The sequence below is a fragment of the Vallitalea longa genome (assembly GCF_027923465.1).
GTDB classification, from domain to species: Bacteria; Bacillota; Clostridia; order Lachnospirales; family Vallitaleaceae; genus Vallitalea; species Vallitalea longa.
Map to the genome: position 1 here is coordinate 40,184 of NZ_BRLB01000004.1, position 12,841 is coordinate 53,024.

Genomic DNA, 12,841 nt, shown 5'->3' on the forward strand with positions numbered 1-12,841 from the left:
TATAAAAGCAGACATGTAATTTTGTCTGCTTATACATGAGCAATTATGTTCTACTTGAATTTTTATTAAAAACAGCTATAATATAAGTTAAATTATGTCTTCTTCTTAGCTTTTGACTTATTAAAGTTAAGATAGTTAAAGAGATAAGAACAAAAAATAGTTAAAAGCTATATTTTAGTGTAATATATTAAAAATCAAGGAGATTGATATGGGAAAAAGTAGAGCAGCAACAAGAACGATAAATATATTAGAATTAGTAGCAAGCAAGTCTAAAGGAATTACATTATCTGAAATTGCTACCCAACTTGATATACCTGTTACTAGTGTAAACGATATATTAAAGGCATTACTTGACCAAGAAATGATTGAAATTATTGATGAAAGAAGTAAAGTATATGGTATAGGTATCAAAGCCTTTTATATCGGTAATGCATTCATACAGAATACAACTCTCATCGATAAAGCTAAATCTGTTGTTGAAGACTTAGGTAATATTCTTAATAAAACTGTTTTTTTAGGTAAAGAAGTACATCATAAGATAACATACATATATAAATACGAACCTAAAAATCTCCTAATAGCAACTTGTCCTATAGGTAGTCGTACTAGTTTACATTGTACTGCTTTGGGTAAATGTATATTGGCTCATAATGATGAGTTACTTGAAAGTATATCCAAAACACCACTGTTAAGGAAAACAAAATATACTATCACAGATTATAATGAGTTATATAAGGAAATCCAAAATGTTAAGATTAAAGGATATGCAGTAGATGATCGTGAACAAAACGAATATTTACTTTGTATCGGAGCTCCTATTTTTGATAGTAACAATAGTGTTATTGCCGCATTAAGTATTAGTGGATTATATAATGACAATACTAATGTTCAGCAAGAAGCCGAAATTTTAATGGAAAAAGCAGCTATAATATCAACAAAAATGGGTTACGTAGATAATAATTAAAAAAAGAATAAGATAAAAAGAAATATATTAATATTGCCGTAAGAATTTTGTATATACGTTATATACCCTTGATTCTTGCGGTGAATTTTTGCCTAAAAGCTTATACATAATTGATATTCTAATTATATTCTTAGTGAAAATATATATATTTATTCCGTCATATATTCAAGAAAGTCACATATAATAAATAATAATTTATAAAAAAGGCTAGACAAACATGGTAGAATTTGCTATAATACTTTTAACGTATTAATTACGTATATGCGTAATAGGTGCGAATGGTGGTAACCTATTTACATTAAAAAGTGATTAATATATTTATTGGATGGATTTAATAAATAAAAAAGAGATTTATTATAATTTAAAAAATATTTTTTTTGAGAATATAATCGTAACCAATACGTATATACGAAATACTCTACTATATAAATGAATCTATAATAATCAAGAAAATAATAAAATACTGGAGTGGAAGTAATGGACAGATATATTTTTATAAACAACAGTATAGAAAATCTAAGAAAAGAAATTAAAACAACTAAAGCAGATTTTTTTAAGCGTTTATATGAGCAATGTAGATTATATGCTAACGCGCAACTACCTGAGGAACATCCGAAAGCCAGTACAACATATATGGGGATGGGTTGTGCTAATTTATCACTGGCATATCTACTTACAAAGCAACAACATTATCTTGATGAAGCAAGAAGATGGATATTTACATGTGTTAACTACCCTCATTGGGGAAATGCTCATCTTGTAGATGTTGACCTATCTGCGGCTTGGATATTGTTTGGACTTGGACTTTCTTATGATTGGTTGAAAGATGATCTGGAAGTTGAAGAAAGAAAAAAACTTAGAGAAAAAATAATTCTTCAAGCTGAGATAATGTATAAATTTAAAGTTGAGACAGAAGGCGAAGGATGGTCTACTAATTACTTCCAAAATCATAACTGGATTAACTTAACAGGTCTTGCGACTGCCGGATATGCTCTTGCTGATGAATATCCAAGAGCTCAGAAATGGATTGATTCGGCTAAAGAAAATTTCGATTTCGTATATAGTGTCTTGGCAAATGATGGTAGTGACTATGAAGGTGTTGTGTATTGGAGATATGGTGCTATGTGGCTATTTATCTATGCTCACTTATTAAAAGAAAGAGAAGGAATAGATTATTTTAGAAAGTGTGATTTTCTAAAAAATACATTTTACTATAGATTATATCAGGCCGCACCAAATCTAGAAGAACAAATTAATTTTGGAGACTGTCATGATAGACGAAGCGGTCATTCGACAGCAATATATTACAAGGTAGCAGCAGAATACAATAATGGACATGCACAAAAACTTGCAAATCTGGTCAGAGAAAAATTCTTATATAGAGAAGCAAGTGAATCCCAAGTAAAACCGGGTATATTGCCAGAATGTTTATTTGAATTATTGTTCTATGATCCAAAAGTGGAGGAGAAGGATTTTGATGATCTTGATCTTGTAAGATATTTTGAAGATCTGGGATTAGTTGTCATCAGAAGTTCATGGAGCGAAGATGCAACTCATTTTTCTTTTAAGACAAGTTATCCGGGAGGAAAAACTCAATGGGATAATCTTTGGAAATTGAAGGAAGAAAAAAATTATAATTGTTTTGGTTTGTCTCATCAACATCCTGATAATAACTCTTTCATACTGAATTCCAATAATACATTCTTAACCATAGATGATGGATATAACAGAACAGTTAAAGCTTCAGATCATAATGTCGTCATTGTTGATGGTAAAGGATATGAAGATGAAAATCAAAATAATATATGGAAAAATTACACCAAAGATATGGTCGGAGAAATTGAGACATTCAGAAATGAAGAACACTATGTATATGTAGTCGGTGAGACATCTAGGATGTATAAAAAAGAATTAAAGCTAAGAAGATTCGCGAGACATGTACTTCATACCAAGAATTCATATTTCATCGTAATGGATGAATTGATGAGTGATGATCCTCACAAATATACATTTGTACTGCATTCAGATGTGTTCCCTCAGGTCCAACAAAATGGGGAGTTCTTGTATGAAAATGGACCAGCACAGATGAAAGTGATAAATGTTTCTCCAGTAGAGACGGAGTACGAATTGTTAGAAAATAATGTACGCGCGATTATGACTACTCAGCAACCTGATAAATTCAGAGAATGTAGAATGAAGACTTTACATATTTCCAATAAATCCAAACAGAAGGATTTATGTTTCTTGAATGTAATTATGCCAAGTAAAGCAGATGACAATTCATTAGTTGTAGAGAAGATAAATACTGAGGATTGCTTCGGTGTAGAAATAATAGACAAAGATTCTTCAGAGATTTTGCTATATTCATATGATGATAAAGTTAAATATAAAAACAATACATATGATTCGAAGGGCGTTCTGTTGAAGTTGCAGAATAATATAGTGCAGAAGGTCATTAAGTTATGATTGATAGTATTGAAAAATATCGTTTGTTTGACTTGATTTTATTGTCTGTCATAGCTGTTGTTTGTGAAATTGTCGGAGAGATTTTACATATTACTTTACCTGGTGCAGGGTATTATCTGAGTTTTTCTATATTGATAGCATTGATTGCTATGATCCGTTGGGGAAAATGGGGAGCTGTTGTATATATTGTCGCAGGTATTCCTATGATATTCCTTCATGATTCAAGTGTAATAGAAAATATTATATTATATCCAATTGCTAATGCTTTTATCGCAGTTTCATGTATAGTGTTCAGATTCGTTGATAGGGACAGGATTAAAGATAATATCATCAGATTATTCTTGTTCACTGTAACAGCATATCTTGGTGTATCAATTGGAAAAGGTGTAGGGATATTCATACTTACAGGTGTATTTAGTAAGTCGGCGGCATATTATTTCCTGACTCAATTATTTAATATGACAATGGTTTTTTTGATATTAATTATCATTAAACATAGAAATGGTCTTCTAGTTAATATGAACACCTATCTATTACAACATGGACAAAAAGTATAATAACACAGGAGGAAAATTATGCGTAAAATTGAGACTGCTAGGGCGCAAAACAAAGTTGTAAATTATGCAAAGATCATTATGACTGATTGGCGTTTATATGCATTACTCTTACCAATGATAATCTGGTATCTGTTATGGATGTATAAGCCCATGGGGGGACTCCTTATTGCATTCAAGAATTTCCAGCCTAACCTTGGAATAGGTGGCAGCGATTTTGTTGGATTTTCAAACTTTATTAGTCTAATTGCAGGTCCTTATTCAGAACAATTTTGGAGTGCCTTTAGAAACACGTTTTTAATTAGTTTGTATGGGTTGATATTTGGATTTCCTATACCTATTATATTGGGAATACTCTTTAGTGACATTTCTAATGTTACCTTTAGAAATATTACTCAGACTTTTTCATATTTACCTCACTTCTTATCAGAAGTCACTATAACTGGTTTGGCATTGACTCTTCTATATCATGGAGAGGTAAATACAGGTGTAATTGCAAAATTACTGTTTGAAACTAATTTAGTACCTGATGGTACGAAAATCATCCAGAATGCAAATTATTTCAGACCTCTATACATAATCACTGGAATATGGAAAGAAGCTGGATACAGTTCAATTGTTTATTTTGCAGCTATCATGGGTATTTCACCAGTTTTATATGAAGCGATAAAAGTGGATGGAGGTAATAAGTTTCAAGAAATTAGATTCGTTACATTCCCTGGTATGGCACCTACGCTTATTATAATGATTATATTAAGAATCGGAAAAATGTTATCCGTAGGGTATGAAAGAATTATTCTATTATACAATGAGAACACTTACAAAACAGCAGATGTTCTATCGAGTTTTGTATACAGAATAGGTCTGGAAGGCAGTAATCAAGCCCTGGGAGCTTCAGCAGGTATGTTTAATGCACTTATTGGCTTTGCTCTGGTAATGGGAGCTAATTTTATCAGTAGACAAGTTTCAGAAACGTCATTATGGTAGGTGGAAAGATGAATAGATTAAATAAAAGTGAAATAATATTTAAAATGTTGGCTTACATATTAGTTGGAGCTTTTGCAATAGTGGCTTTGTATCCTGTTATATATGCTTTTTCAGCATCAATAAGCGGCAAATTAGAATATGAAGCAGGGAAAATAGTTCTACTTCCCAAAAACATCAATTTTCAAGTGTATAAGCTTATTTACAATGACAAAGGATTTTGGATTTCTTATGTTAATACATTGTTCTATACAGTATTCGGTACTGCATGGAGTATGCTTATATCTACTACAGGTGCTTATGCACTAGCAAAGAAAAGATTGCTTTTTAGAAGACAATTCAACTTTTTGGTTGTATTCACTATGTGGTTCAATGCAGGGATGATTCCTACATACCTTAATTATGTAAATATGGGGGTTAATAATAGATGGGGAATAATATTCGCCTTTGGTGTACAAGCCTATAACATTATTCTTTTGAGAAACTATTTTGAAGGTGTTCCAAAAGAAATTGATGAAGCAGCGAGGATGGATGGTGTCACTGAATTCCAGATGCTAAGAAAAATATATATGCCAATGTCAAAAGCTGCATTAGCGACAGTAACACTTTTTTATGCGACAAGCCGTTGGAATGGATATTTCTGGGCTAGAATGCTATTAAAAAATCCTATGGAATTGAATCTTCAAGTATATATGAGAATTCTCATAGAAAACTATAGGAAGATGTTTGATGATATGCCAATTAATCTACCTTATGCAACAGATGCATATATTTATGCGATACTGGTATGTTCCATAATACCTGTATTGATAATATATCCTTACATTCAACAGTATTTTGCTAGAGGTGTTAATTTGGGTGGAGTAAAAGGTTAGTTACATATATTACAATTACATGTTAAGTATTTTACATGTATCAACATGTTAAATAATAAAATCTAGGAGGTATTCTATGAAAAAACTTATTGCTTTATTATTAATTGTTACTATGAGTATTGGTATGACCGCTTGTAGTGGAGGGAAAGCTAATCAAAAAACCGATGCAGGTGTTGGTAATAAAGAGGCAAGTAAAGAGAATGATAAATTGGAATTAGCTGAGTCACTAGATCTAAATATTGCTTTGGGAAATAATCAAAGAACAATAACATATCAACAAGCAGTTCCACTTACTATGCCTGATGGTTCAATCATAACACAAGGTGACCTGAAACCGGTTTGGAAGTATATTCAAGAACAAATTGGAGTTGATTTAAAAGATGTTGCTGTTCAAGACCAAAAAGCTGTAGAAATGATAGAAGTTTCAGCAGCTACAGGATTCACAGATGCAACTGTTTATGGCGGAGACAATATAGCTGAACAATTTATGAGTTATGGTGCTCAAGGGTATTTCGTTAATTTAAAAGAACGTTTGAATGATATGCCTAATTTCTCTAAATATCTAGAAGAAAATCCTAATGTAGCGAAAGCAATAACAGCATATGATGGAGGAATCTATCATGTACCATACACAGCAGAAATTGGTAGCTATGCTCGTATATTTGCAGGAAGAGAAACATGGGTAATAGAATTACTGGACAGAAAAGAGTCATTGATTGATGAATCACATACATTAGATGTTCATTATAAAGGTTACTGGGATAGAAATGAAACTAATGTAATTGATCTACAAAATGAAGCTTGTAATAACGATAAATTAACAAGGGATGTCGCTCTTAATACATTGAGTGACTATATTTCCAATACATATCCTGATTTAGAAAAACCATCTGATCTATACTTAGGAAAAACAGCTGAATATGATATAGATGAATTGGTTGCTCTTTTACGTGTTATTGAGTTATCACCTAATACTTTATCAAAGATTTCAACTGGAGAAGTAGTTGAAGATGCTCAGATATCACCTATCTTCTTTAGAAAAACCAAATATCGTGAAGATCTACTTAGATTTGCTAATTATTTTGATGGACAACGTGTTTTTGGATCAGATTCATATAAGGCAAGGTTCTATCTTGACGAAAATGGAGAATTCAATTTCTCATATGCCGAAGATGAATTCCTTAAAATAGTGGATTATCTAAAAGATATGTATTCTGAAGGTTTGATTTATAGCGAATTTGCTGATCTCAGTATGAAAGATGAAATAAGAAAACCTATGTATTCAAAAGATGATGAAGAAGGACACAAGCAATTCGGATTCATGACAAATGATTGGATACAATCAACTACAGCTAGTAATGATGATATAGTTGGAATGCTTCCACCTATTACTAAAATAGGTTCAAATGAGGAATTTGTTCATTATGTTGAGAATACAAGAGCTATTAAACTAGGTGGATGGGCTATATCTACAGCTTCTGATGAAAAACAAATTAATGCGGCACTTAAGTTATTTGATTATATGTTTACTGAAGAAGGTCATATTGTACAAAACTATGGAATTCCAGATGTACTAGCAGAAGGAGAGACTTTTGTTGCTCCAAATGGTACAGAATATCCTAAATTCAATGATTGGCTAATAAATACTTCCAATGATATGAAAAATGGTGATGTTTCAGGATTTCTAAGAGATTATATGGGTTCTTTAATTCCGATTGGATATCAAAAAGAAATTGGATTCGAACTTCAATTGACCAATGAAAAAGGATGGGATGCCTGGGATTTATATGAATCAGCAGGTGTATTGAGTACATCGTACGATTCTGAAGATCCATTATTTAAATTAGTGCCACCAGTATATTCATTGACTGAACAAGATACAGCTAAACTTGGAACTCTATCTATTGGGGATATTCAAACAGAGCAAATATTCATGTATATAACAAATGGAGACAATGCTGTTGAAAGTGTGAAAGAACTCAAACAGCTCTATATCGATGGTGGAGTAGAAGAATATATTAAAGTATACCAAGGAGCATATGATAGAAGTAATAAATAAATATTAAAAGGGTGAGGACTTATGTTCTCTCCCTCACATATTAATAATGGATTGTTCATGTTGTTATTAATATAAATGGAGGTTAAGAGATTGAAACCAGATCTATTATTAAAGATACAACGTATTTTAGCTTATATTTTTATTGCATTGACACTTTTGAGTTTTATTCTGAGTTTGGGATTTATGACTAATTATTATACTTTGTTTTATGAAGGGACTTTTGAGATGTTCAACTTCTTCAAAGATGTGCAAGTTCTCAATAAAGCAATATTCAATACTTCTTTAATATATGTGATATTGGCAATATTGTTGATACCTTTTGATATAAACAAGAAGAAACCTGGTATATTTGGAGTTTCTTTCGTAATCATAACTACTGTTTATACTTTGCTATCATCATATAAGATATTGTCAGATATTCCATATTACAAGAATATATACGCATCTTTTGATTTCGGGGAGATCAAAAACTATACTCCTTCAATAGTTGCCTTTGATTTATCTACGGTATTATTTATAGTTATTATTATTGCTGCTATATTATTATTTATTACATCATTAAGTAATTATATATCTACAATAAAAACCAAACGTATAAGGGGAGGTTCTAATGAAGCTTGATGAAAAAAAATTATACCAGAAAAATAAGATTGGATATAATCTGGTTTTGATTTTTGTAATCCTAGATACTATTTATACGATATTTACTCTAAAGAATATGGCAATTGATTATTCTATTGGTATTTTTATCATTACTAATATTTTGCTATTGATGGTTGGTTTTCTAGCGGCTGTAAAATTAAGAGTATATTCATTGAAATGGAGCTATCTAAGTATATTAATGGGTGTAGTTCAAGGGATTAGATTTTTCTTCATTCCACATGAATTGTGTGGACAAGTAAAAATGTATCTATCATTAGTACTATTGGCTAGTGCAGTAGTGGTATTTATTGCAGGTATTGTCTCAACCATTAAATCTAATAACAGAATACATTATATTAACGAAAACAATATTAGTGAAGAAGTATTAAGTTAGTAGGAGGATAATATGGCAGATCTTGAATTGAAAAACATAAATAAGATTTATCCTGAAGGTTTCCAAGCTGTATACGACTGCAACATAGATATAAAAAATGGTGAGTTCATAGTTTTGGTTGGTCCTTCCGGTTGTGGTAAATCAACTTTACTGAGGATGATAGCTGGTTTAGAAGAAATAACAAGCGGTGATATGCTTCTTGATGGGAAGAGAATCAATGATACTGCCCCATCTGATAGAGATATCGCAATGGTATTTCAGAATTATGCTTTATATGGCAATATGACAGTCTATGAAAATATGGGACTGAGTCTGACAGTTCGTCATGAAAATACTGACAAAATACATAAAAAAGTTATGAAGGCTGCTGATATAGCAGATCTAAAAAGTTATCTGAATAGAAAACCAAATAACCTTTCAGGTGGTCAACGTCAAAGAGTTGCTCTAGGTCGTTCCATAGTGAGAGATGCTACTATATTTCTAATGGATGAACCACTATCCAACCTAGATGCAAAATTGAGGACAAGTACACGTAAAGAAATAGTTGATTTGCATAATAAACTTAACAAGACTTTTATTTATGTTACTCATGACCAGATAGAAGCCATGACAATGGCTGATAGGGTTGTGATATTAAATAAAGGTAAGATACAGCAAATAGCGACTCCTAGTGAATTGTATTTATCACCAGAAAATATATTCGTTGGTGGATTTATAGGAAGTCCACCTATGAATTTCATTAAAGGTCATATTGATGGGAATAGATTTGTAAGTGAGAGTTTTAATGTAAAGATTCCAGAAGACAAGATGAAAATACTTACTGATTACATAGGAAAACAAATCATTTTGGGTGTAAGACCTGAACATTTTTCAAATGAACCTATATCACTAAAAAAGTATTCTGATTCAGTAGTAGATTGTATTGTAGATGTAGTTGAATTTTTAGGAGCTGATATGCTTATACATTTTGAGCTGGGAGAAAAGAAGTTAGTTAGCAAAATAAGAGCAAGACAGAGTTATTCATATGGAGATGAGATAAGACTTGCTATAAAGATGGATGAGGTTCATTTCTTCGATACTGAAACTGAATTAAGAATTAGATAGAAGGAGCATTTAAATGAAAGAAAAATTGTTAAATATTACAATTTATGTCACTTGTACAATGGCATTATTACAATTGGTTTTATCACAAATGCATATTAGTGTCATTACTAAAGTTTTCGCAACAGATGTTGGTTTTTACTTTTTCTTATTTATAATTTTTGGACTTGTTACTGTTTTTAATATGAAAAATGTTAAACAGAGTAATAATTCCATTTTACTTATAATATGTTCAGCTATTGCTATAGTAGTTGGTATTAAGTATATTCATATATTATTGGATGATGTAAGCCAAGGTAAATTGCTAACTTATAATGACATTGTTGTTTCTTTATATAATGTTATAGCAAGCATAATCATATATGGTGTAGGTACTATTACTGTCGTTATAACAAAAAGAAAACTCAACAGCAAGTGAGGGATATCATATGAAACCTAGAAAAAAATTTTTTACGGATGAAAGATTAGAATACCTTATTAGATGGTGGTCAGTTGGAGCAGTATATTTTTTTGTAGGATGGGGCACAGGTCTTGGAAATCAGGTCGGAACAGTAGATTTTATATTTTTTCTAGGACTGGGAATAGGTGTTTTTAATATTGCAGTAATTAATCCATTAATCAGAAAAATGCTTAATGTAAGATCCAACAAAAGATATAATGAAACAACTGTGTTTAATAAAGTATTGACAAGGTTAAAAGAAATATTTAAATCAATGCTTATAGTTCTGATTATGGTATATGTATATTCGTTGATCAATCAATTATTGATAAAAGTACTTTCTCTATCACCTAGTCAAGTACCTTTTCCAGGTGAACCCATAACATTTGGGATAATATATGTAATTATTCTTATGTGTATAAATAAAATTATGAGTATGTTTAGAAGACATTGTGTATAACGGAGGCTATATGGAATATTTAGAGATAGAAAAATTAAAAGAAGAAATAAAACTAAATGATAATTATAAGAATATGATAAAACAGATAGAAGAAGATGTTAATGAGTTTTGTCCCGAGTTTTATGACGATCCTAATAGAATATCAAGATGGGGGCATAATTATTTCTGCGAAATAGATGGCGGATTACTTATTTATGATAGAAAAAAACCTAGAGCTCATCAATGCGAAATATGTAAAGAAGTATACGACAACGAATTGTTAAATGGTGTCTGGGTATATATGTATCGTAATGATGCTGTTCTGGCAGCATGGAAATCTGCATTATTATATAGACTTACAAAAGAAAATAAGTATATTAAATATGTTAAGAAGATTATAGGTTTTTATTCTGATCATTATCTTGAATTCCAATTACATAAAAAAGAAAACACAATATTTGATAGTCTTGAAGATATGGAATGGGGCTGTGGAAGGATTATGCCACAAGCACTGAATGAGGCCTTATTGATTATAAGAATGGTAAATACTCTTGAGTTGGTTAAGGATGAAATAAGTAGTGATTTTCTTAATTCTGTTAATGATAATCTGTTTCAAGAAGCTTTCAAGTTGTTGAAACTTCAAGTGAATGAGATTCATAACATTCCTTGTTGGTGTAATAGTGCAATAGGTGTAATGGGATTATTTTTGCAGGATAAAGAAATGATTGATTTTACTTTTCAAGGTGAATTCAATATACGAAAACAACTATTAAGAGGAGTTACTCAAGATGGATTTTGGTATGAGGGCTCCATTCATTATAACTTCTTTACTCTTGAGGGAATGACTAACCTATTACTTTTTTGCAAGTTATATGATTATGATTTCGGTAATGAGAAGAATATTATTAAAAAGATGTTCATTTCAGCATATAACTATGCTTTTGATAATCATAAGCTACCTAATCCTAACGATGGTTGGCCAAATATTAACCTTAAGACATACAGCTATATCTATAGCGTTGCAACTAAGGTATTTGGAGTAGATAGTGAAATAGGTAACTTATTGAAGAATATAATGAATAAAGATGGTATAAGAGGTCAATTTCCATTATCAAGACCTTATTACTATAACAATGAAATATCTCTGGAAAGACTCATTTTGATTCCAGAGTTACACCCAAATGAAGCTGTAGAGGTTAATACATCATCTATTAATTTTTCAGCGTCACAATTTGGAATAATAAAAGATAACGGTATTAACATTTTCTATAAATATGGTCATAATGTACCTTCACATGCTCATCCAGATAAAATGAACATTGAAGTTACTTTCTTTGACCAAACATTAACTAGAGATTTATCAAATTCAGGCTATGGCAATCCATTATGTAATGAATGGCACAGAATGACTGCATCACATAATACCGTTGTAGTGAATGGAGAAAACCATAGTTCGTTGAAAGGGGGTACTTGCCTAGAGTTTAGAAAAAATATGATTGATGCCAAAGTAGATAATGTCTATGAAGGTGTTGATTTTAGAAGAAAAGTTGAAATTACAGAAGATGGGTTTAGAGATTTATTTACAGTAAGCTCTAATAGGATAAATACTTACGATTATTTCTTTCATGTTGAAGCAAATCTATTATCAGAACTTGAATTACAAAAAAGTAGTCTAGAATACCATGAAAATGGTTATCAGCATATAAGTAATATAAATAAGGTAATAACTGAAGCAACTTATGTTGATCTGGATTTTCAGCTTGCTGGTTATATCATAACAAGCAGAATAAATCTGGATGGTAAGGAGCTTTTTATAGCTAAATCTCCTGATAATCCTATAACTGAACAAAGAACATCATTAATAGTTAGAGCTCATGAAAGTAGTATAACTTATGATCTAACTTGGAAAATAAGGAGGTCCTAA

Annotated in this window: 12 protein-coding genes; all 12 read left to right on the plus strand. The window is 31.0% G+C overall.

Annotated features, from left to right (window positions below; genetic code table 11):
* The first annotated feature begins 208 nt into the window (after positions 1-208).
* Complete coding sequence (locus QMG30_RS09520) at positions 209-964, plus strand: IclR family transcriptional regulator (RefSeq protein ID WP_281814888.1); 756 nt, start codon at positions 209-211, stop codon at positions 962-964.
* Positions 965-1,441: 477 nt separating this feature from the next.
* Positions 1,442-3,430 (plus strand): DUF4962 domain-containing protein, encoded by a 1,989-nt coding sequence (locus QMG30_RS09525; protein ID WP_281814889.1) that lies wholly within the window; start codon positions 1,442-1,444, stop codon positions 3,428-3,430.
* On the plus strand, positions 3,427-3,987 hold the full coding sequence (locus QMG30_RS09530) for a hypothetical protein (RefSeq protein ID WP_281814891.1): 561 nt from the start codon (positions 3,427-3,429) through the stop codon (positions 3,985-3,987). The genes QMG30_RS09525 and QMG30_RS09530 overlap by 4 nt, the downstream gene beginning before the upstream one ends.
* Positions 3,988-4,005: 18 nt before the next feature.
* Entirely contained in the window at positions 4,006-4,971 is a 966-nt protein-coding gene (locus tag QMG30_RS09535) for an ABC transporter permease (protein WP_281814893.1), read from the plus strand.
* Positions 4,972-4,979: 8 nt separating this feature from the next.
* Positions 4,980-5,843 carry a carbohydrate ABC transporter permease gene (locus QMG30_RS09540; RefSeq protein ID WP_281814894.1) on the plus strand — a complete coding sequence of 288 codons (864 nt, stop codon included), beginning with the start codon at positions 4,980-4,982 and terminating at the stop codon, positions 5,841-5,843.
* A gap of 76 nt (positions 5,844-5,919) precedes the next feature.
* Positions 5,920-7,902 carry a type 2 periplasmic-binding domain-containing protein gene (locus tag QMG30_RS09545; protein WP_281814895.1) on the plus strand — a complete coding sequence of 661 codons (1,983 nt, stop codon included), beginning with the start codon at positions 5,920-5,922 and terminating at the stop codon, positions 7,900-7,902.
* 90 nt (positions 7,903-7,992) lie between these two features.
* A complete protein-coding gene (locus tag QMG30_RS09550; protein ID WP_281814896.1) occupies positions 7,993-8,523 on the plus strand; it encodes a hypothetical protein in 531 nt (176 codons plus the stop codon).
* On the plus strand, positions 8,513-8,938 hold the full coding sequence (locus QMG30_RS09555; RefSeq protein WP_281814897.1) for a hypothetical protein: 426 nt from the start codon (positions 8,513-8,515) through the stop codon (positions 8,936-8,938). Before QMG30_RS09550 ends, QMG30_RS09555 begins: the two co-directional genes overlap by 11 nt.
* 12 nt (positions 8,939-8,950) lie before the next feature.
* On the plus strand, positions 8,951-10,042 hold the full coding sequence (locus QMG30_RS09560; RefSeq protein WP_281814898.1) for an ABC transporter ATP-binding protein: 1,092 nt from the start codon (positions 8,951-8,953) through the stop codon (positions 10,040-10,042).
* 13 nt (positions 10,043-10,055) lie between these two features.
* A complete protein-coding gene (locus QMG30_RS09565; protein WP_281814899.1) occupies positions 10,056-10,457 on the plus strand; it encodes a hypothetical protein in 402 nt (133 codons plus the stop codon).
* Between the two features lie 10 nt (positions 10,458-10,467).
* On the plus strand, positions 10,468-10,938 hold the full coding sequence (locus tag QMG30_RS09570) for a hypothetical protein (RefSeq protein WP_281814900.1): 471 nt from the start codon (positions 10,468-10,470) through the stop codon (positions 10,936-10,938).
* A gap of 10 nt (positions 10,939-10,948) precedes the next feature.
* Positions 10,949-12,841, plus strand: a complete 1,893-nt coding sequence (locus QMG30_RS09575) for a heparinase II/III domain-containing protein (RefSeq protein WP_281814902.1) — start codon at positions 10,949-10,951, stop codon at positions 12,839-12,841.

What these genes read in the sequence shown, in the direction of transcription:
- QMG30_RS09520 (WP_281814888.1), top strand. Translation starts at nt 209, where the DNA reads ATGGGAAAAAGTAGAGCAGCAACAAGAACGATAAATATATTAGAATTA.
- QMG30_RS09525 (WP_281814889.1), top strand. Translation starts at nt 1,442, where the DNA reads ATGGACAGATATATTTTTATAAACAACAGTATAGAAAATCTAAGAAAA.
- QMG30_RS09530 (WP_281814891.1), top strand. Translation starts at nt 3,427, where the DNA reads ATGATTGATAGTATTGAAAAATATCGTTTGTTTGACTTGATTTTATTG.
- QMG30_RS09535 (WP_281814893.1), top strand. Translation starts at nt 4,006, where the DNA reads ATGCGTAAAATTGAGACTGCTAGGGCGCAAAACAAAGTTGTAAATTAT.
- QMG30_RS09540 (WP_281814894.1), top strand. Translation starts at nt 4,980, where the DNA reads ATGAATAGATTAAATAAAAGTGAAATAATATTTAAAATGTTGGCTTAC.
- QMG30_RS09545 (WP_281814895.1), top strand. Translation starts at nt 5,920, where the DNA reads ATGAAAAAACTTATTGCTTTATTATTAATTGTTACTATGAGTATTGGT.
- QMG30_RS09555 (WP_281814897.1), top strand. Translation starts at nt 8,513, where the DNA reads ATGAAGCTTGATGAAAAAAAATTATACCAGAAAAATAAGATTGGATAT.
- QMG30_RS09560 (WP_281814898.1), top strand. Translation starts at nt 8,951, where the DNA reads ATGGCAGATCTTGAATTGAAAAACATAAATAAGATTTATCCTGAAGGT.
- QMG30_RS09565 (WP_281814899.1), top strand. Translation starts at nt 10,056, where the DNA reads ATGAAAGAAAAATTGTTAAATATTACAATTTATGTCACTTGTACAATG.
- QMG30_RS09570 (WP_281814900.1), top strand. Translation starts at nt 10,468, where the DNA reads ATGAAACCTAGAAAAAAATTTTTTACGGATGAAAGATTAGAATACCTT.
- QMG30_RS09575 (WP_281814902.1), top strand. Translation starts at nt 10,949, where the DNA reads ATGGAATATTTAGAGATAGAAAAATTAAAAGAAGAAATAAAACTAAAT.